The organism is Catellatospora sp. KI3, assembly GCF_029948125.1.
GTDB lineage: Bacteria > Actinomycetota > Actinomycetes > Mycobacteriales > Micromonosporaceae > Catellatospora.
The window spans coordinates 70,011-87,938 of sequence record NZ_JASAMB010000022.1 but is presented as its reverse complement, the minus strand read 5'-3'; the positions used below and the strand labels follow the sequence as shown (position 1 = coordinate 87,938).

General features: G+C 73.4%; 23 protein-coding genes. 13 read left to right on the top strand and 10 right to left on the bottom strand.

All coding sequences use genetic code 11. From position 1 onward, the window contains the following. Positions 1–108 precede the first annotated feature (108 nt). The 5 genes from QEZ54_RS28950 to QEZ54_RS28930 all read left to right on the top strand — a co-directional run bounded on the left by QEZ54_RS28950 (position 109) and on the right by QEZ54_RS28930 (position 2,834). A complete protein-coding gene (locus QEZ54_RS28950; protein ID WP_281307903.1) occupies positions 109–273 on the top strand; it encodes a hypothetical protein in 165 nt (54 codons plus the stop codon). Between the two features lie 77 nt (positions 274–350). After that, complete coding sequence (locus QEZ54_RS28945) at positions 351–833, top strand: DUF4231 domain-containing protein (protein ID WP_281307902.1); 483 nt, start codon at positions 351–353, stop codon at positions 831–833. A gap of 147 nt (positions 834–980) precedes the next feature. Then, a complete protein-coding gene (locus QEZ54_RS28940) occupies positions 981–1,565 on the top strand; it encodes a DinB family protein (protein WP_281307901.1) in 585 nt (194 codons plus the stop codon). A gap of 22 nt (positions 1,566–1,587) precedes the next feature. Then, on the top strand, positions 1,588–2,004 hold the full coding sequence (locus QEZ54_RS28935) for a hypothetical protein (protein ID WP_281307900.1): 417 nt from the start codon (positions 1,588–1,590) through the stop codon (positions 2,002–2,004). A gap of 56 nt (positions 2,005–2,060) precedes the next feature. After that, positions 2,061–2,834, top strand: coding sequence for a methyltransferase domain-containing protein (locus QEZ54_RS28930; protein WP_281307899.1), 774 nt, complete (start codon positions 2,061–2,063; stop codon positions 2,832–2,834). 7 nt (positions 2,835–2,841) lie between these two features. On the opposite strand, the gene QEZ54_RS28925 is transcribed toward QEZ54_RS28930, so the two are convergent. From QEZ54_RS28925 to QEZ54_RS28910, 4 genes are all read right to left on the bottom strand, one after another. Further along, positions 2,842–3,135: a hypothetical protein gene (locus QEZ54_RS28925; protein WP_281307898.1), complete on the bottom strand. Its 294-nt coding sequence runs from the start codon at positions 3,133–3,135 to the stop codon at positions 2,842–2,844. A gap of 86 nt (positions 3,136–3,221) precedes the next feature. Beyond that, positions 3,222–3,494, bottom strand: coding sequence for a hypothetical protein (locus QEZ54_RS28920; RefSeq protein ID WP_281307897.1), 273 nt, complete (start codon positions 3,492–3,494; stop codon positions 3,222–3,224). Between the two features lie 79 nt (positions 3,495–3,573). Continuing rightward, positions 3,574–4,536, bottom strand: coding sequence for a phosphotransferase (locus QEZ54_RS28915; RefSeq protein ID WP_281307896.1), 963 nt, complete (start codon positions 4,534–4,536; stop codon positions 3,574–3,576). 40 nt (positions 4,537–4,576) lie between these two features. Continuing rightward, positions 4,577–4,783: a hypothetical protein gene (locus QEZ54_RS28910; protein WP_281307895.1), complete on the bottom strand. Its 207-nt coding sequence runs from the start codon at positions 4,781–4,783 to the stop codon at positions 4,577–4,579. Between the two features lie 218 nt (positions 4,784–5,001). On the opposite strand from QEZ54_RS28910, the gene QEZ54_RS28905 reads away from it, so the two are divergent. Next, complete coding sequence (locus QEZ54_RS28905) at positions 5,002–6,837, top strand: glycoside hydrolase family 3 protein (RefSeq protein ID WP_281307894.1); 1,836 nt, start codon at positions 5,002–5,004, stop codon at positions 6,835–6,837. A 103-nt stretch (positions 6,838–6,940) separates the two neighbouring features. Continuing rightward, positions 6,941–7,441 carry a hypothetical protein gene (locus QEZ54_RS28900; protein ID WP_281307893.1) on the top strand — a complete coding sequence of 167 codons (501 nt, stop codon included), beginning with the start codon at positions 6,941–6,943 and terminating at the stop codon, positions 7,439–7,441. A 171-nt stretch (positions 7,442–7,612) separates the two neighbouring features. Here QEZ54_RS28900 and QEZ54_RS28895 read toward each other — a convergent pair whose 3' ends face one another. Continuing rightward, a complete protein-coding gene (locus tag QEZ54_RS28895; protein WP_281307892.1) occupies positions 7,613–8,266 on the bottom strand; it encodes an MBL fold metallo-hydrolase in 654 nt (217 codons plus the stop codon). Positions 8,267–8,329: 63 nt separating this feature from the next. On the opposite strand from QEZ54_RS28895, the gene QEZ54_RS28890 reads away from it, so the two are divergent. Further along, positions 8,330–9,160 carry an alpha/beta fold hydrolase gene (locus tag QEZ54_RS28890; protein WP_281307891.1) on the top strand — a complete coding sequence of 277 codons (831 nt, stop codon included), beginning with the start codon at positions 8,330–8,332 and terminating at the stop codon, positions 9,158–9,160. After that, positions 9,153–9,719, top strand: coding sequence for a TetR-like C-terminal domain-containing protein (locus QEZ54_RS28885; protein WP_281307890.1), 567 nt, complete (start codon positions 9,153–9,155; stop codon positions 9,717–9,719). Before QEZ54_RS28890 ends, QEZ54_RS28885 begins: the two co-directional genes overlap by 8 nt. Positions 9,720–9,766: 47 nt before the next feature. Here QEZ54_RS28885 and QEZ54_RS28880 read toward each other — a convergent pair whose 3' ends face one another. Further along, positions 9,767–10,414: a GntR family transcriptional regulator gene (locus QEZ54_RS28880; RefSeq protein ID WP_281307889.1), complete on the bottom strand. Its 648-nt coding sequence runs from the start codon at positions 10,412–10,414 to the stop codon at positions 9,767–9,769. Positions 10,415–10,800: 386 nt separating this feature from the next. Here QEZ54_RS28880 and QEZ54_RS28875 point away from each other — a divergent pair, with 386 nt between their 5' ends. Beyond that, on the top strand, positions 10,801–11,859 hold the full coding sequence (locus QEZ54_RS28875) for a 3-deoxy-7-phosphoheptulonate synthase (protein ID WP_281307888.1): 1,059 nt from the start codon (positions 10,801–10,803) through the stop codon (positions 11,857–11,859). 54 nt (positions 11,860–11,913) lie between these two features. Then, on the top strand, positions 11,914–12,282 hold the full coding sequence (locus QEZ54_RS28870; RefSeq protein WP_281307887.1) for a VOC family protein: 369 nt from the start codon (positions 11,914–11,916) through the stop codon (positions 12,280–12,282). 74 nt (positions 12,283–12,356) lie between these two features. On the opposite strand, the gene QEZ54_RS28865 is transcribed toward QEZ54_RS28870, so the two are convergent. After that, a complete protein-coding gene (locus tag QEZ54_RS28865; RefSeq protein ID WP_281307886.1) occupies positions 12,357–12,602 on the bottom strand; it encodes a hypothetical protein in 246 nt (81 codons plus the stop codon). 25 nt (positions 12,603–12,627) lie between these two features. Beyond that, positions 12,628–13,827: an FAD-dependent monooxygenase gene (locus QEZ54_RS28860; RefSeq protein WP_281307885.1), complete on the bottom strand. Its 1,200-nt coding sequence runs from the start codon at positions 13,825–13,827 to the stop codon at positions 12,628–12,630. An 85-nt stretch (positions 13,828–13,912) separates the two neighbouring features. Here QEZ54_RS28860 and QEZ54_RS28855 point away from each other — a divergent pair, with 85 nt between their 5' ends. Beyond that, entirely contained in the window at positions 13,913–14,413 is a 501-nt protein-coding gene (locus tag QEZ54_RS28855; protein WP_281307884.1) for a MarR family transcriptional regulator, read from the top strand. Between the two features lie 74 nt (positions 14,414–14,487). Further along, complete coding sequence (locus QEZ54_RS28850; protein ID WP_281307883.1) at positions 14,488–15,036, top strand: hypothetical protein; 549 nt, start codon at positions 14,488–14,490, stop codon at positions 15,034–15,036. An 89-nt stretch (positions 15,037–15,125) separates the two neighbouring features. Here QEZ54_RS28850 and QEZ54_RS28845 read toward each other — a convergent pair whose 3' ends face one another. Together QEZ54_RS28845 and QEZ54_RS28840 are read right to left on the bottom strand one after the other, a co-directional pair. Next, positions 15,126–15,725, bottom strand: coding sequence for a TetR/AcrR family transcriptional regulator (locus tag QEZ54_RS28845; RefSeq protein ID WP_281307882.1), 600 nt, complete (start codon positions 15,723–15,725; stop codon positions 15,126–15,128). 43 nt (positions 15,726–15,768) lie between these two features. Then, a complete protein-coding gene (locus QEZ54_RS28840; RefSeq protein WP_281307881.1) occupies positions 15,769–17,916 on the bottom strand; it encodes a YhgE/Pip domain-containing protein in 2,148 nt (715 codons plus the stop codon). Between the last annotated feature and the right edge of the window lie 12 nt (positions 17,917–17,928).

Below are 17,928 nucleotides of genomic sequence, written 5' to 3'. Positions count from 1 at the left end.
TTGAGGTCAAAGCACCGACGCCAGGCCCACCTCTCGACCGCAATTGGCGATCACGCGACCGCAGGCCAATCGACCCCGCGATTGACCACCCCGCTTACCTTGGGCGCCATGACACTGCTCGGGGGAACGGCGGCCCAGGCCGCATCGGTGGTAGCCGACGGACCGTATCTCAACGTCTCGGGCGGCCCGGCCTGCTGCCTCTGCCTGGTCGTCCTCATCGCATTCGGCTTCGGCGCCTACGCGCTAGGCCGCCGTAGCAACAACGACAGCTGACCTGTCCGCTGTGGACTGGTGCGCCACCGCCCGCCGTGCCACCATCATCGGAAATTCCTGGGCAGGAGGGACCGGCGATGGCGGACGGCACGGCGCACAAGCACTGGTGGCAGCAGCTGACCAGCCCGAGCGGCAGCAGTCTGCCGCTGAGCGTCATCGAGCGCGTGTCCTGGTACGAGCACCAGGTCAAGAAGCAGCGCCGCGGCAACCACGCGCTGGAGGCCACCACCGTCGTGCTCGCCGCGGGCATCCCCGCCGCGGCCGCGCTGGGCGCCCCGACCGCCGTCACCGCCGTGCTCGGCGCCCTGGTGGCGATCCTGGCCGGCCTGCGCCAGCTGCTGCGCCCCGGTGAGAACTGGATCCGCAGCAGCGGCACCCTGATCGCGCTGCAGCGCGAAACGGTGCTGTGGAGCGCGGGCAACGCGCCGTACGACGGCCAGCGCCCCGACGCCGCCCTGGTCGAGAACGTGGAGGCGCTGGTCGCCGACGAGGCGATGCGCTGGGCCGACCAGCGCAGCGCCCGGCGGACGAACGCCGACGCCGAGCCCCAGTCCGCCTAGCTCTTATCGGTCCGCTCGACCGCTTCGCTGAGCGCCGTGGGGCTGCGGCCCACGACCGCCCCGCCGTCGTCCAGGCCTGGGGGTAGGCGGTCGGCACGGGTCGCGCCGGACTAGGCTGAATCAACTACAAAAGGGAGATATCACGCCATGCCTGGACTGGTGCCACCCGTCGCCGACGAGCGCGCAGGCCTGCTGGCCTACCTGGACCAGCAGCGGCAGGCGCTGAAGCTCTCCGCGTACGGGCTCGACGACGACCAGGCCCGGCTCACCCCGACCGCGGGTTCGCTCAGCGTCGGCGGGCTCATCAAGCACTGCGCCGTGATGGAGACGCAGTGGACCGACACCATGCTCCAGCGGGCCGGCCAGCCGGTGGACTACGCGGCGAGCTTCCGGCTCGAACCCGGTGAGTCGCTGGCGGAGGTGATCGAGCGGTACGACGCCGTGGGCGCCGCGACCGCCGCCGCGGTCGCCCTGGTCACCGACCTGGGCGACCCGGTGCCGGTGCCGCAGGGGGTGCCCTGGTTCCCTGCGGACGTGGCCGCGTGGTCGGTGCGCTGGGTGCTGCTGCACGTGATCGAGGAGACGGCCCGGCACGCCGGGCACGCCGACATCGTGCGCGAGAGCATCGACGGCGCGACCGCGTTCCCGCTGATGGCGGCGGCCGAAGGCTGGCCGGAGACGCCGTGGATGAAGCCGTGGCGCCCGCAGCACCCGCCGGTGTCGACCCTCTGATCATCCGCGCTACTGTCGTGCCGTGGACGAGCAGTGGCGGCAGCAGCGGGACCATGCCGTGGCGCAGCACGCGGCGGCCGACGAGCGCCGCCGCGCGGCCGAGGCGGCCAGGGCGCGCGCGATGGTCGAGCGGTTCGTCGCGCAGGCGCGCGAGCGCGGCCTGCGCCCCACCGCCCTGACCGCCTTCGCGTACGACGGCGGCGGCCGCTACCGCACCGGCCTGCGCGGCTGGTACGTGCACCGCGGCCGGGGCCTGGCCGTGGACGTCGACGGCAACTACTACGTGCTCGGCGTCCCGTCCTCGCTGCGGGCGCGGCTGCTCGGCGCCGAGGTGCTCCCCTCGGATCCGCCGCTGGTCATCGGGGCGGGCGGCAAGGACGGCGAGTCGATGCCGCTGGAGGTCATGCTGCAGCGCCGCCTCGACGCCGGCGACGACTGATCCGTACGGGTTTCCCCGAATACCGCACGGATTCGGATGCCGCTAATCTCTGCCGCATGAGTGCTGCGCGCCCACAGGGTCTGGTGTTCGGGGAAGTCGCCGAGGAGTTCGACCGGATCCGGCCGGGTTACCCGGCGGCCCTGGTCGACGACGTGCTCGCCTACACGGGCCCGGGCACCCGCGCGCTGGAGGTCGGCGCGGGCACGGGCAAGGCCACCACCGCTTTCGCCGTACGGGGGCTGGACATCACGGCGGTGGAGCCGGATCCGGCCATGGCGGCGCTGCTGGAGCAGCGGCTGGGCGAGCGGTCCGCGGTGCGCATCGTGGCGGCGCTGTTCGAGGGCTACACCCCGGACGCCCCGTTCGACCTGCTCTACTGCGCGCAGGCGTGGCAGTGGACGGACTCGTCGCAGCGCTGGGCGCGCGCGGCCGCCGCGCTGGCCCCCGGCGGCGTGCTGGCGCTGTTCTGGAACTTCGACCGCATCGCCGACGACGAGCTGCGCGCCCTGGTACGCGAGGTGCACGAGCCGTACGCGCCGCACGCGATGCTGGACGAGGAGCCCGCCGACGGCACGGACCTGTCCCAGTACTGGCCGGGTCCGGACCTGGCCGCGTTGCCCGAGTTCGGCGACCTGGCCGAGCGGATCTACCTGTGGGAGCGCACGCTGTCGGCCGACGACTACGTGTCCTACCTGTCCACCCAGCCGACCTACCGGATGCTGCCCGAGGCCACCCGCGAGGCGCTGTTCGCCGCGCTGCTGCAGCGGCTGCCGGAGAAGCTGACGCTGTCCGTGGAGACGCTGCTCTACCTGGGGCGGCGCACCGCCTGAGCCCGGCTCAGCCCTGCGTCGCGCCCGGCGGCGGACCGACCTTGATGGCGCGGCGCAGGGAGTAGGTCACCGAGTGCATCCGGTGCGGGTCGGAGGCGAGGTAGACGGCGCCGCGGTCGTACACCTGCCAGCCGTCGCGGCCCAGGCGGTTGAGGTGGCGCAGGTCGTCGAAGCGCTCGTCGGTGCCCCACCGCTCCACGCCGCGCGCGTGGTGGAAGGCGGCGTCCCAGTCCATGAAGCGGTCGCCGCCGAGCGACCCGGCCGAGCGGTACTCGAAGCGTGCGTATTCCCAGCGAACCATGGCGCCATTGTGCCCCACCGCCCGCGCCGACCGGCCACTGTGTCCAAAAACATCAGTCCGGCCGCGACCGGGACCGGCCGCGGCGGTCAGCCGAGTTCGACGGCGACCAGCAGGAACACGGCCAGGCCCGCGACGAGGCCGATCACCATCGCGGGCACCAGCGCGACGTGGAAGAAGGTCGCGGTGAAGGTCGCCAGCCCGCCGGGCACGGCGAAGAACGCCGCCGCCTGCACGGGCTTGCGCCGCGAGTACTTGACGGCCGCGTTGGCCACGAACTTCACCACGATGCCGAGGAAGGCGAGCACCGCCAGCACCGCCAGCGCGAGCAGCGTCCACAGCACGGCCGACCCATCCGACACGGCGCACCATCCCATCGACCCGCGTTGCTCATGGCGCCTCGAACCTAGTGGGTGAGCACCACCCCGGTCACGTGAGGGCTCAGATCACGTCCGGGCCGAGCAGCTCCTCCAGCCACCCGTAGATGCTCTCGCCGTGCTCGGCCAGCGCCTCCTCGGTGGCGTCGCAGAGCGACCGCTGGTAGGACAGCGCTTTGCCGATCTTGGCGACCACGATCGCGTCCTGGCACAGCTCGCGCAGTTCGGGCAGGTCGCGGCCGTCGGCGGTCCAGGCGGAGAGGTAGAGGTCGCGCAGCTCGTACAGCAGCGGATCCCTGTGCTCCACCTTGGCGTCGCGGTGCACCACCCGCAGCGCGACCAGCATCGACCCGAACGGATGCGCCACGCTGGCGTCGCCGAAGTCGAAGAAGCGCAGGCCGCCGCCGGCGTCGGCGAAGACGTTGCTCGGGTGCATGTCGTCGTGCTGCACGCCCGGGGCGATGCCGTCGGCGGCCAGCCGCGCGCACAGCCGCTCGATCCGGGGCAGCCAGTCGCGCAGCGCCCCGATCCGGTCGCCGTCGAGGTTGGCCAGCACGTACGGGTCGGTGAGCAGCTTCTCGTACTGGGCGGCGACGGTGTGCGGGCGGAAGTCGGGGACCCCGGCGGCGAGCATGTCCGCGGCGTGCGGAGCGGTGGCGCGCTGCAGGGCCGCGTACCGGCGCAGCAGCTCCTCCCAGCGGTCCCGGTCGAACGTGTCGGCGGTGATCTCGCGCAGCGTCGGGCCGCCGTCGGGCAGCAGCATCCAGCCGCGCTCGACGTCGACGGCCAGCGGCACCAGCATGTCGTGCGGGGCGATCGAGGCCAGCAGCCGCATCAGCGCCGCCTCGTAGCGCGAACCGGCGTTGTTGTACTTGAACCACACCTGCCCGCCCGCGACCGGCACCCGGGCCGTCGTCGACCACGGCCGCACCCGGTCGACCACCGCGGGGCCGGTCGCCGGGGTGCCCCGGTCGACCAGTGTCGCGGCGATCCAGTCCTGGGCCAGCGCCCACTCCTCAGCACGCATCGGCCCAGGCTAGGGGCGCGGGTGAGCCGAAGGCGAACGGTTATCGGACACAGCGATGAAACCCGACACCCCGCACCGTACGCAGCGCGCCGCTCGGCGAGAGGACGTACAGGGTGCCGTCGTCGAACCAGTGCCGCTGCCCGGGGCGGATCATGACGGTCTCGGCCAGCTCCACCAGCCACTCTCCGGCGGCCACGACCTGGACCAGCAGCAGCCGGTCGGCGGTGGCGGGCTCGGTGGTGACCATGAGAAGACCTCATCCTGGGGTACGGATTGACCAAGCTAACCGAAGCCGCACCCGCCGGGAAGTCCCCGCCACGGCTTGGTGTGCGGCGACACAGCAGCTCAGCGGATGCCGCGACCGGCCCGCGACAGCCGCATCCGGCGATCGGCCCGTGCCCCGGCCCCCCGCCCCGGCGGACGATATAGGGATCTGTCGAACTCCTACCGTCCCTGGGAGAACGCGTGAACCACACCCTGCGCCGCCGGCTGAGCCGCGCGGCCGTGCCCCTGCTGCTGCTCACCGTCCTGATCGGTCCGACTGCTCCGGCGTCGGCGGCCGTGCTGCCGTACCAGGATCCTTCGCTGCCGGTGCCGACCCGCGTCGCCGACCTGCTGTCGCGGATGAGCCTGGACGAGAAGCTGGGCCAGATGACCCAGGCCGAGCGCGCCTCGGCGACGCCCGCCGACGTCACCGCCTACCGGCTCGGCTCGATCCTGTCCGGCGGCGGCTCGGCCCCCTCGCCCAACACCGCCGCGAGCTGGGCCGACATGTACGACAACCTCCAGCGCGCCGCCCTGGCCACCCCGCTGGCCATCCCGATGGTCTACGGCGTGGACGCGGTGCACGGCCACAACAACGTCGTCGGGGCGACGATCTTCCCGCACAACATCGGCCTGGGCGCGACCGGCGATCCGGCGCTGGTGCAGCAGATCGGCCGGGCGGTCGCCGAGGAGGTGTCCGGAACCGGCGTCGACTGGGACTTCGCCCCCTGCCTGTGCGTGGCCCGCGACGACCGCTGGGGGCGCACCTACGAGTCGTTCGGCGAGACGCCCGACATCCCCGCCGCGATGACCACGATCATCACCGGCCTGCAGGGTACGGCGCTGGGCGGCCCCGCCTCGGTGCTGGCCACCGCGAAGCATTACATCGGCGACGGCGGCACGACCGTCGGGGACGACCAGGGCGACACGCAGCTCACCGAGGCGCAGCTGCGGTCGGTCCACCTGCCGCCGTTCCAGGCGGCGGTGTCGCGCGGGGTCGGCTCGGTGATGATCTCGTACAGCAGCTGGAACGGCGTGAAGCTGCACGGCAACCGGTACCTGATCACCGACGTGCTCAAGGGCGAGCTGGGCTTCTCCGGGTTCGTCGTCTCAGACTGGAACGGCATCGACCAGATCGACGGGCAGTCCGGCTTCACCGCGGCCGAGGTGACCGCCTCGATCAACGCGGGCATCGACATGGTGATGGTGCCGACCGCCTGGAAGACCTTCCTCACCACGCTCAAGGCCGAGGTGCAGAACGGCCGCATCACCCTGGCCCGGGTCGACGACGCCAACCGGCGCATCCTGACCAAGAAGTTCGAGCTGGGGCTGTTCGAGCGGCCGCTGACCGACCGGTCGTACACGCCGACGGTGGGCGGCACGACGCACCGGGCCCTGGCCCGGCAGGCGGTGAGCCGGTCGCAGGTGCTGCTCAAGAACGCGGGCGGGGTGCTGCCGCTGGCCCGCGACGGCGGGAAGATCTTCGTGGCCGGCAGGAGCGCCGACAACATCGGCTACCAGTCGGGCGGCTGGACCGTCTCCTGGCAGGGCGGCTCCGGGGCGATCACGCCCGGCACCACGATCCTGCAGGGCATCCGCGCCGCCGTCGGGTCGGGCACGACCGTCACCTACAACCAGCGCGGCACCGGGATCGACGGCAGCTACCGGGCCGCCATCGCGGTCGTCGGCGAGACCCCGTACGCCGAGGGCCAGGGCGACCGGACCACCAGCATGGGCCTGGACCGCGACGACCTGCGCACCCTCGACACGCTGCGCAAGGCGGGCGTACCGGTGATCGTGGTGCTGGTCTCCGGCCGGCCGCTGGACGTCGCCGCCCAGCTGCCGAACTGGAACGCGCTGCTCGCCGCCTGGCTGCCCGGCACCGAGGGCGCGGGCGTGGCCGACGTGCTGTTCGGCGCGGTCGCACCCACCGGCAAGACCCCGATGACCTGGATGACGTCGCTGTCCCAGCAGCCGATCAACGCCGGGGACGGCAAGACGCCGCTGTTCCCGCAGGGCTTCGGGCTTACGTACTGAGGTGCGCTGGCCTGGTCGGCGGCCTTCTGCATCGGCCGCCGACCCGGTACGGTCTACCCACCCGCCGAGACCGTGAGCGGCGACACACCATCAGGGGGTACGGGTGGATCGACGGCAACGCCTGCTGGCGGCCCTGCTCGCCCTGACCGCCGCCGGTGCCGCCGCCGCCTTCACCAGCTGTATCAGCGTGCCCGGATCCGACTCGGCCCAGCAGCCGCAGGCGGTGCCGGACGACGCCGCCGTCATCGTCGAGACCCCGGTGCGCGGCGGCCGGATGCTGCTCTGGACCGACCCGGCCGAGACCTCCTGCTGGCACCTCACCGTGGTGCCCAAGAGCGGCGAGTCGAACACCGTCCGCACCTGCGGCGACGGCACCACACCCCAGGCCACCCGCCTGTACGGCGTGATCGTCGTGCTGAACGGCTGCGCGGCGGGCGAGGCCCTGGTCCGCACCGCACCCGACGCCGAGCCGGTGCGCTACGTCGCCAAGAGCTCGCTGTTCCTGATGGCGCAGCCCGTCTCCGGCGAGATCGGCGAAAGCTTCGACCTGGCCTGCGCCGCCACCCCGGACACCTTCCACCCCATCCTGGTCACCGGCGCCTGACCCCCGCCCCGCCCGCGCCCGCCCGCCCCGCCCGCGCGTCCGCGCGCGCCCATGATCGCGTGCAGTTTCGGGGAAACTGCACGAAAGCGGCCCAAGATTCGAGCACTTTCCCCGAAACTGCACCAACGCACGCGGCGCGTCGCACGTGGCGCGCGGGTGCCAGGGTGCGCGTCACCAGCCCCTGGCGCGCCACTCCGGGAGCGACGGGCGCTCCCTGCCGAGGGTGCTGTCCTTGCCGTGGCCGGGGTAGAACCAGGTGTCGTCGGGCAGCCGGTCGAAGATCTTCGTCTGCACGTCGGCGATCAGCGAGGCGAACGCCGCCGGGTCGCCCCAGGTGTTGCCCACGCCGCCGGGGAACAACGAGTCGCCGGTGAACAGGTGCGGGTGCCCCTGCGGGTCGCGGTAGAGCAGCGCGATCGAGCCGGGCGTGTGCCCGACCAGGTGGATGACCTCCAGCTCGACGTCGCCGACCCGTACCGGCCAGCCTTCCTCGACGGTCTCGGCCTCGACCGGCAGCTCGCCCGCGTCGGCCGGGTGTGCGATCGCGGTCGCCCCGGTCGCGGCGACCACTTCGGCCAGTGCCTGCCAGTGGTCGCCGTGCCGGTGGGTGGTCACCACGGTGGCCAGGCCCGCCGGTCCGGCGAGTTCGATCAGGGTGTCCGCGTCGTTGGCCGCGTCGATGAGCAGCTGCTCCCCGGTCTTACGGCAGCGCAGCAGGTACGCGTTGTTGTCGTGCGGTCCGACCGAGACCTTGCCGATGGTCAGCTCGCCCAGTTCCCGCACGTCGGCGCCGCCGCGCCGGGTCACGTCTCCGGTGTATGCCACGGCTTCCACCCTAGTCACCGCCCGCCCTTGACAGCCTTAGCTATTGCCATTAGCTTTTTAGCTATGAACATTAGCCAAAGCGAGACCCTGTTCCTCGACATCCCCGGCGGCCGCCTGTCCTACGACCTCACCGGCCCCGCCGACGGACCGCTGGTCGTGTGCCTGCCCGGCATGGGCGACCTGCGCTCGGCCTACCGCTTCACCACCGCGCGCCTGGCCGCGGCGGGCTACCGCGTCGCCCAGCTCGACGTGCGCGGGCACGGCGAATCCAGCACCGGCTGGGGCCGCTACGGCAGCGACGCGTGCGCCGAGGACGCTCTGGCCCTGATCGCGCACCTGGGCGGCCCCGCCGTCGTGGTCGGACACTCCGCCACCACCGCCTCGGCGATCCGCGCCGCCGCGTCCGCACCGGACCGCGTCACCGCGATCGTGCTGATCGCGGGCTTCCTCAACGAGGTCGAGCTGAATCCCGTCCTGAAGCTGGCGGTCGCGGCGGTCACCCGCAGCGCCCTGCTGTGGACGCGCGGCTTCTACGCGGGGCTGTACAAGGCGGCCAAACCCGAGGACTTCCCGGCCTACCTGCGCAGACTTCAGGCGAACATGGGCGAGCCGGGCCGGTTGGCGGCGCTGCGCGGGCTGCTGGCCGACGCGCGCGAGGGCAACGCGGCGATCCCGGGCGTCACCTGCCCTACCCTGATCGTGATGGGCACCGCCGACCCCGACTTCCCCGACCCGGCCGCCGAGGCGCGCGCGCAGGAGCAGGCGCTCGGGCCGTACGCGAGCGCGGTGCGGGTGCGCCTGCTCGACGGCGCCGGGCACTACCCGCACGCCGAGCTGCCCGAGCAGACCGCCGCCGCGATCACCGGCTTCCTCGCCGAGGTGGTGCGTGCCTAGGGCCGGGCTGTCCACGGGCGCGGTCGTCGAGGCGGCGCTGGCGGTGGTGGACGAGCAGGGCGCCGCCGCGCTGACCCTGGCCGCGGTCGCGGCGCGCACGGGGGTGGCCACGCCGTCGCTGTACAAGCACGTACGCAGCCTGGAGGCGCTGCAGCAGCTGGTCTCGGCGGCGGTGACCGAGCAGTTCGCGGGGGTGCTGGAGCGCGCGGCGGCGGGCCGGGCGGGCGCCGACGCGCTGCGGGCCGTGGCGGCGGCCTACCGCGCGTACGCCCGCGAACTGCCCGGCCGCTACCCGTTCGCGCAGCGGGTGCCCGACCCGGCCGACCCGGCGCACGTCAGCGCCGGTGAGCGTGCGGTCGGCGCGATCTTCGCGGTGCTGCGGGGCTACGGCGTCGCGGGCGAGGCGGCCGTCGACGCGACCAGGATGCTGCGCAGCACGCTGCACGGGTTCGTGAGCCTGGAGCTGGCGGGCGGGTTCGGGCTGCCCCAGTCGGTGGACCACTCGTTCGACCGGCTCGTCGACGGCGCCGACGCCGCGCTGCGCGCCTGGCCGGGCTGACGGCGCCGACGCTGCGCTGCGCGCCTGGCCGCACTGACGGGCGGCGGCTAGAACATGCGCTCCAGGATCAGCGTCAGGGCGTCCTCGGCGTGGCGCCGCGAGATCTCCGCGGCCCGGTCGGCGTCGCGCGCCAGCAGGCTCGCCACCAGCGCGACGTGCTCGTCCTGGGAGGACTGCACGTCGGCGGCCGCGTAGTGCTCGGCGACCTGGCTGTTGAAGAAGTACAGGTGGTTCTGCTCGATGGTGCGGGCCAGCCGGGGGTTGTGCGCGGCGTCCACGATCAGGCTGTGGAACCGGTCGTTGAAGACCACGAAGTCGAAGCCGCCGCCGGTGCCGCCGGTCCAGCTGCCGCACAGGCGCTCGACGGCGGCCAGCTCCGCGTCGGTGGCGCGCTGGCAGGCGAACCGGGCCGCGAACGACTCCAGCGCCATCCGCACCTCGTAGATCGCGACGATCTCGTCGCGGTCGTGCTGGCGCACGATCCAGCGGCGGCGGTGCGACACGATCAGGCCGTCGGCGGCCAGGCGCTGCATGCTCTCCCGGATGGGGGTACGGCTGACCTGCAGCTTCTCCGCGATCGCAGCCTCGACCAGCGGCTCGTTCGGGCCGAGCTTGCCGAGCACGATCTGGTCGCGCAGCCACCGGTAGACGTTGTCGGACAGCGTGCGGGTGGCAGGCAGGGGCGCGGTCGACACATGCCCTCCTCTGGCCGTACGGACTCCGGACGGCCCAGCGTATGCGTACACCCCGGGGCCCGGCCATGAGTCGATCCCCACAACAGCGCCCCTGTGCCCGTTCGTCCCATCCCAGAGTGCGGAAAGTGTCGGTCCCCACGCAGCCCCATCGATGTCCGGGCCTTCCCAAGCGTCCTCGATCGGGTAGACTCGTCGCCGTGGTTCGTTCGTATTGGCGCTTTACGCTGGCTCTGGGTGGAGCCGGCGGTTCATTGCGCTGACCGCGACCACACCCAGAGCCAGCAGGGCGAAGACGGCTCGTCTTCGCCCTTTGCCATGTCATGGACGGGCTGGCCTGGATGACCAGAGTGCGGGGCCCGTCCCCAGCCGATCGGGAGACGACTCCAATGACCCAGACCAACGACGTGCACGTGGTCTCGTTCGAGCCGCTGCAGCCGCCGCGTGAACTGCTGTCCGCCCTGCCGCTGGGCGACGGCCGGGCCGCGCTGGTCGAGCGCACCCGCCACGAGGTGCGCGAGGTGCTGACCGGCCGCGACGACCGCCTGCTGGTGGTGGTCGGGCCGTGCTCGGTGCACGACACCGAGGCCGCCCTCGACTACGCCCGCCGCCTGGCCGACGCCGCGCAGCGGCTGAGCAGCGAGCTGTGCCTGGTGATGCGGGTCTACTTCGAGAAGCCGCGCACCACGATCGGCTGGAAGGGCCTCATCAACGACCCCGGCCTCGACGGGACGTACGACGTGCAGCGCGGCCTGCGCACCGCCCGCACGCTGCTGCTGGACATCCTCGACCTGGGCGTGCCGGTGGGCTGCGAGTTCCTCGACCCGACCAGCCCGCAGTACATCGCCGACGCGGTGACCTGGGGTGCCATCGGCGCGCGTACCACCGAGAGCCAGGTGCACCGGCAGCTCGCCTCCGGCCTGTCGATGCCGATCGGGTTCAAGAACACCACCGACGGCGACATCCAGGGTGCCATCGACGCCTGCCAGGTCGGCCGCAACAGCCACGTCTTCTTCGGCGCCGACCCGGACGGCCGGGCCGCGGTGGTCACCACCACCGGCAACGAGGACTGCCACGTGATCCTGCGCGGCGGCCGCGGCGGCCCGAACTACGGCCCCGACTCGGTCGCCACGACGCTGGGCATGATCGAGAAGGCCGGGCTGAAGCACAAGCTGGTCATCGACGCCAGCCACGGCAACAGCGGCAAGAGCCACGAGCGGCAGGCGGTCGTCTCGGACGAGATCGCGGCGCAGGTCGCGGCCGGGCAGACCGGCATCGGCGGCATCATGCTGGAGAGCTTCATCGTCGCGGGCCGCCAGGAACTGGACTCCGGGCAGCCGCTGACGTACGGCCAGAGCGTGACCGACGCCTGCATGAGCTGGGAGACCACCGAGCGGTCGCTGCACACGCTGGCCGACGCGGTGATCGCCCGGCGACGCGCCCACTGACAGCGCGGCCGGGACGGGACGCGCGGTCCCGTCCCGGCCACTACTGTGGCGGCCATGCTCGATCACCTGTCGATCCAGGCCGCCGACCCGGCCGCCGCCGCGCAGTTCTACGACACCGTGCTGGCCCCGCTGGGCGGGCGCCGGGTGCTGCAGTTCGGGGACGCGGTCGGCTTCGGCACCACCCGGCCGGTCTTCTGGCTCGGGCCGGTGACCAGCGGCGGCACGCCGCGCGAGGTGCACATCGCGTTCACCGCCCCCGACCGGGCCGCGGTCGACGCGTTCTTCGCGGCGGCCCTCGGCGCGGGCGCGGAGGTGCTGCACGAGCCCCGGATCCGGCCGGAGTACCACGCCGACTACTACGGCGCCTTCGTCCGCGACCGCGACGGCAACAACATCGAGGCGGTCTGCCACTCCCCCGTCTGACCTGCACCGCTCCTGCGGCCCGCAGTTAAGAAGGGGCCCTTCTACCTCGCAAAGCGATAAGAAGGGTCCCTTCCTTACACCCGGCGGGTGGCGCGCCAGGCGCGGATGCCGAGGACGCCCACGGTGGTGCCGATCGCCAGGGACGCGCCGATCAGCAGCGCGTGCACCCACAGGAACCCGCTGGGTGAGCCCTCGCCGACGACGCCGCCCGCCCAGGCCCGGGGGTCGTTCCAGATCGCCAGGGCGAACCGGGGCCAGATCACCCAGGTCCACACCCCTACCAGGACCAGGAAGATCGACCAGCCGCGCGTCAGCTTCATGACCGGCGAGTATGCCAGCCGCGCGTCACCGGGCCGGCACCGGCGCGGTGCGGTGGTCGAACAGCCACGACATGCGCGCCATCGCCTGCGGGGTGCCGCTGCGGCGGAACACCAGGGGCAGCATCAGGTCCCGGATCGCCCGCGCGACCGGTCCGGCCTGCTTGGCCGAGCTCGACCGGGCGCCCCAGGCGACCACCCGCTCGACCCGCGCCCGGCGGCGGCGCTCGTACTCGGCGAGCGCGGCCGGGATGCCCGGAACTTCGCGCAGGCAGTGGGCGAGGGTGACGGCGTCCTCGGCGGCCAGGGACGCGCCCTGGCCGGAGGCCGGGTTCACCGCGTGCGCGGCGTCGCCGACGACCACCATCGAGCGGCTGTGCCAGCGCGGCACGGTGGGCAGGTCGTACTGGTTGGACAGGCGCAGTTCGTGCGGGGTGCCCGCGACGATCGCGGCGGCGGGGCCGTGGTCGGGGGCCAGCAGCTCGGCCAGCTCGGCGCGGACCTGGGCGTCGGTCAGGGCGGCCAGCTCGGCGCGGGGGCGCTCGGTGCGGCTGGGCGGGTTGGCGAACCACCACACCTCACCGCTCGGGCTGACCGTGTACCCGAAGAAGCAGCGCTTTCCCCAGATCATGGCGTACCGGGCACCGAGTGCGGCGACGTCGTCGACCCGGGCGAATCCGCCGACGTTGCCGAGGCCGTTGTAGCGGGGGCCGGGGGCGGCCGGGTCGATGGCGGCGCGGGTGGCCGAGTGGATGCCGTCGGCGCCCACCAGCAGGTCGCCCTCGGCGTGGCTGCCGTCGGCGAACTCGACCCGTACGCCCCCGCCGGGCAGTTCGCGGGCCGAGGTCATGCGCTTGCGGTGCTCGATCGGCACGCCCCGGCGCACCGCCTCGTCGTAGAGGCCGCCGTAGAGGTCGGCACGGCGGATGGTGTTGGTGGTGGTGCCGTCGGACAGGACCGGCCCCAGCGGCACGGCCCCCAGGCGGCGGCCGGTGCCGCTGAAGAAGTCGATCGAGCTGGTCGGGAAGCCCGCAGCCAGCACCGGGTGGTGGGCGTCGACGGCGCGCAGGGCGTCCAGCCCGTTGACGGCGACGGTGAGGTAGACGCCGTGGACGAGGCCCGCGCTGGCGTCGTACGCCTCGTAGACGACCGGTTCGTAGCCCGCCTGCTTGAGCGCGATGCCCGCGACGGTACCGGCGACTCCGGCTCCCATGATCATGACTCGCATGGACCGCTCCTCCATGTATATTTCGTTCGGCCGAACGAAATATACGGAGCGCCGAAGGATTCCCGCAAGTTGCTAACCTCATCGCGTGCCCGTACCCGATGCGTCCGCCGCCCGCGCGGAGCTCGTCGAGCGCCTGCACCTCGCCGGGCGCGAGATCAGCGCCGCCGCCGTGATGTTCCACACCGCGCTGGCCGCCCGGCACGGCCTCAGCGCCACCGAGGAGAAGGCCCTGGACCTGCTCGACCGGCACGGTCCGATGACCCCGCGCGAACTCGGCACCGCCTCCGGCCTGGCCCCGGCCTCGGTGACCGGCCTGATCGACCGGCTGGAGCGCAAGGGCTTCGCCCGCCGCGCACCCCACCCGCAGGACCGCCGCAGCGTGCTGGTCGAGGTCGCCCTGGACCGCGCGGGCGATCTCGGGCCGCTGTTCGACGACTGGGTGCGCTCCCTCGACGAACTGCTGGCCCGCTACAGCGACGCCGAACTGGCCGTCATCATCGACTTCCTCAGCGAGTCGGCGGCCCGGCAGCGCGCGGCGACCACCCGCCTCTCCCAGCCCGACCCGCGTCCCTCCCAGCAAGATTGAGGCTGACGCACAGGCCGTTGCCTGGTTGGCTGTGACACAATCGCGCCACGCCCAGATCCGGGAAGGGGGCGCCGATGAACCGCATCGACCACGTACGGCGTCACCTGCGGGTGCTCGCGCACAGCACCGCCACCCTGTTCGCGGGCGCGCTCATGCTCGGCACCGGCTTCACCGGCACCGCCGTCGCCGCGCCGCCCTCGGCCCCGGCCGCCGTGGGCTCGGCCCGCGCCGGCAACCGCATCGACCTGGCCCACGACCTGCCCCGGGTGCCCGCCGAGGCGGGCTGGCGGCCCGAGCCGGGCAGCGCCCGCGCGGCCGACGAACAGGGCCTGCGCTACCTGCGCCCCGGCGGCCCCGACCTGGACTTCCACGCCTTCGTGATGACCGAACCGGTCGACCCCGACGCCACCGACACCCCGATCGCCCGGGTCCGGCTCGGCTCCCGGCTCGGCCACGTCTACCAGGTGCCCGGCCACGCCACCACGTACGGCCGCACCTACTGGCACGAGGTCCGCTGGCGGGTCGGCGACGTCCTCTACAGCCTCGTCGCCGTCCCCGGCCGCGCCCAGTCCCTCGACCTGGACACCTTCCGCAACCTCCTCCGACTCCTCCGCTGGCCGTGACCCGGGCGGCGGTTTCGGGGAAGCTGCACGAATCTCGGGGCGGATTCCAGCACTCTCCCCGAAACAGCACGCACGCCGCGCGGTAGGGATCAGGACGGGTTGACGGCGGCGCGGCCGCGTACGATCGCGAGCACCGCCGCCTCGACCTCCTCGATCGGGCGCTCGGGTGTGAACACGAGCCAGTCCAGGGCCGTGACCAGGCACACCCCGAACAGCGCCGACGCCGACAGCCGTACGTCGAGGTCGGCCGCGAAGTCGCCGCCGTCCACCCCCGACTGCAGCACCCCGGCGATCACGGTGATCGCGTCCTCGCGCAGCAGCCGCAGCGTCTGCTGCCAGTCGCGCTGGGTGCGCCACATCTCCGACAGCAGCAGCTGCGCGAACGACCGGTACCGCTGGATGAACCCCAGCTGCGCCCGGATCAGGGCCGCCACCGCCTCGGCGGGCGCCCGGTCCCGTACCGCCGCCTCGAACTCGGCCTTGAGCAGCCCGACGCCGTAGCGCAGCAGCTCCTCGAACAGGGTGCTCTTGGAGGCGAAGTTGTAGTAGACGGTGCCCTTGGCGACCCCGGCCCGCTCCGCGATCTGGTCCACGGTCGTGTCGCTGAAGCCCTGCTCGGCGATGAGCTCCATGGTCGCCTCGAACAGCTTCTGCCTGGTGGCGTCGCGCCGCGCGGTCCGTCCGTCCACGTCCGTCGTCCTCTCCGCGCGGCGCGATCACCGGCTGTGCGAGCTACATCGTCAGCGCTGGGTGCAGCCGGTCCGGGGTGAGCCGCCGGGTGCGCGCCGCGGTAAGCACGGTCAGCGCCAGCGCGAGCGCGGCCGTGCCGAGCAGCACCGCCGCCCCCGTGAGCACCGTACCGCTCGACCCGCCGAGCACCAGCTGCCGCAGCCCGTCGACCACGTACGTCATCGGCAGGTACGGGTGCAGCGCCTGGAAGAAGCCGGGGCTGGTCACCACCGGGTAGGTGCCGCCGGAGCCGGTGAGCTGGAGCATCAGCAGGATCAGCGACACGACCCGGCCGGACGGGCCCAGGGCCGCCCCGAGCAGCTGCAGCACGGCGGTGAAGGCGAGCACGGTCAGCAGCAGGTAGCCGTACATGCCCAGCGGGTGCACCGGGGACAGGCCCAGGGCCAGGAGCAGGACGGCGTACAGGAACGTGGCCTGGGCGGTGCCGATCAGTACCGCCGGTTTCCAGCCGGCCAGCGCCACCCGCCACGCGGGCGCCCCGGTGAGCAGGTGCCGCCGGTTCAGCGGCCGCAGCAGCATGTACGTCAGCATCGCGCCGACCCACAGCGCCAGTGAGAGGAAGTAGGGCGCGAACCCGACCCCGTACACGGCGGCGGCGTGGCGCACGTCGCGGTCCAGGGTGACCGGGTCGGCCAGCACCCCGGCGCGCTCGGCTCGGGTGTCGGCGTCGTACCCGGGGATCTTCGCGGCGCCGTCGCCCAGCCCGACGGCCAGCTCGTGCGCGCCGGAGTCGAGCTTCGCCAGGCCCGTGGCCAGGTCGCCGGCGCCGCCCGAGAGCCGTGCGAGGCCGCTGTCGAGCTGGCGCGCGCCGGTGGCGAGCCGGTAGACGCCGCCGTGCAGGCTCGCCGCGCCGTCGGCGGCCGAGGCGATGCCGCCGTGCAGCCGGTCGGCCCCGCCCGACAGCTCGGCCAGGCCGGTGGCCAGCGCGTCCACACTGGCCCGCGCGGCGGCCACGTCGTCGGCGAGGTGCGGGGCGGCCTGCGCCACCTCGCGCGCGGTCGCGGCGACGGCCAGCAGCTTCGCCCGTACCTCCGGCAGACCGGACTCGTCCAGGCGGTGCGACAGCTCGACCGCGCCGTCGGCGGCGTTCGCCGCCGCCGCGCGGGCGGCGGCGAACGCCGGGTCGTCGGCGAGTTCGGGATGCCGCGCGGCCAGCGCGTCCAGCGCCTCGACCACCGCCTGGGTACGCTGCACCGCCCGCCGCGCCAGCCGCGGCAGCGTGTCGACGCCCTCGGCCAGCGTCCGCGCCGCGTCGGCGATGGCGTCGGCGGCGTGCTCGATGGTCGCGGCGTGCTCGCGCAGCACCGGCTCGACCTGCCCGGTCACCGCATCGACCTTGTCGGCGAGCTGCCGCCCGCCCGCCGCCGCCCGCGCCGCCCCGTCCGCCAGCTGCGCCGACCCGGCCTCCAGTGCGGCCAGCCCGTTCGCCAGCTCCCGCGAGCCGGACTCGGCCTGCGCCAGCCCGTCGGCCAGGGTGCCCGCGCCCGCCGCGGCGCTGTCCGCGCCGCCCGCGACCTGCTCGGCACCGTCATGCGCCTGCCCGGCCCCGGTCGCGAGCCGCCCGGCGCCGTCTGCCGCGTCACCCAGCGCCGTCTTCACGTCGGCGAACCCGACCAGCATGCCGTCGAAGTACTTCGCGGCCGCCGACTCGGCCGCCGCCGCCCTGATCTCGCTGAACGCGCTGCGGGCCAGCATGCCGGAGATGTAGTTGACCGCGTCGTCGCTGACCACGGTCAGCTGCCCGGCGCTGGGCGCGGCCGCCGGATCGGGCCCGGTCACCAGCGCTGCGGAGAACCCGGCCGGGATGCGCAGGACCAGCTGGTACGACCCGTCGCGCATGCCCCGCTCGGCGGCCGCCGCGTCGACCCGCTGCCAGCCGAACACCTGCCGCTCGGCGAGCTCGTCGGCCAGGTCCCGTCCGGCGTGGACCTCCTTGCCGCCGGGGTCGGCGGCGGGCCGGTCCTCCAGCACCAGCGCGACCGGAATGCGGTGCATGTTGCCGTACGGGTCCCAGAAGGCCCACAGGTACAGCGCCCCGTACAGCAGCGGCACCAGGGTCAGCACCGCGAGCGCCGCCCGGGTCATCCGGTGCCGCCGGAACCGGCGCAGCTCCAACCGTCCGAGGCTCATGCCTTCTCCTCG

What these genes read in the sequence shown, in the direction of transcription:
- QEZ54_RS28950 (WP_281307903.1), top strand. Translation starts at nt 109, where the DNA reads ATGACACTGCTCGGGGGAACGGCGGCCCAGGCCGCATCGGTGGTAGCC.
- QEZ54_RS28945 (WP_281307902.1), top strand. Translation starts at nt 351, where the DNA reads ATGGCGGACGGCACGGCGCACAAGCACTGGTGGCAGCAGCTGACCAGC.
- QEZ54_RS28940 (WP_281307901.1), top strand. Translation starts at nt 981, where the DNA reads ATGCCTGGACTGGTGCCACCCGTCGCCGACGAGCGCGCAGGCCTGCTG.
- QEZ54_RS28930 (WP_281307899.1), top strand. Translation starts at nt 2,061, where the DNA reads ATGAGTGCTGCGCGCCCACAGGGTCTGGTGTTCGGGGAAGTCGCCGAG.
- QEZ54_RS28925 (WP_281307898.1), bottom strand. Translation starts at nt 3,135, where the DNA reads ATGGTTCGCTGGGAATACGCACGCTTCGAGTACCGCTCGGCCGGGTCG.
- QEZ54_RS28915 (WP_281307896.1), bottom strand. Translation starts at nt 4,536, where the DNA reads ATGCGTGCTGAGGAGTGGGCGCTGGCCCAGGACTGGATCGCCGCGACA.
- QEZ54_RS28910 (WP_281307895.1), bottom strand. Translation starts at nt 4,783, where the DNA reads ATGGTCACCACCGAGCCCGCCACCGCCGACCGGCTGCTGCTGGTCCAG.
- QEZ54_RS28890 (WP_281307891.1), top strand. Translation starts at nt 8,330, where the DNA reads ATGAACATTAGCCAAAGCGAGACCCTGTTCCTCGACATCCCCGGCGGC.
- QEZ54_RS28875 (WP_281307888.1), top strand. Translation starts at nt 10,801, where the DNA reads ATGACCCAGACCAACGACGTGCACGTGGTCTCGTTCGAGCCGCTGCAG.
- QEZ54_RS28870 (WP_281307887.1), top strand. Translation starts at nt 11,914, where the DNA reads ATGCTCGATCACCTGTCGATCCAGGCCGCCGACCCGGCCGCCGCCGCG.
- QEZ54_RS28865 (WP_281307886.1), bottom strand. Translation starts at nt 12,602, where the DNA reads ATGAAGCTGACGCGCGGCTGGTCGATCTTCCTGGTCCTGGTAGGGGTG.
- QEZ54_RS28860 (WP_281307885.1), bottom strand. Translation starts at nt 13,827, where the DNA reads ATGCGAGTCATGATCATGGGAGCCGGAGTCGCCGGTACCGTCGCGGGC.
- QEZ54_RS28850 (WP_281307883.1), top strand. Translation starts at nt 14,488, where the DNA reads ATGAACCGCATCGACCACGTACGGCGTCACCTGCGGGTGCTCGCGCAC.
- QEZ54_RS28840 (WP_281307881.1), bottom strand. Translation starts at nt 17,916, where the DNA reads ATGAGCCTCGGACGGTTGGAGCTGCGCCGGTTCCGGCGGCACCGGATG.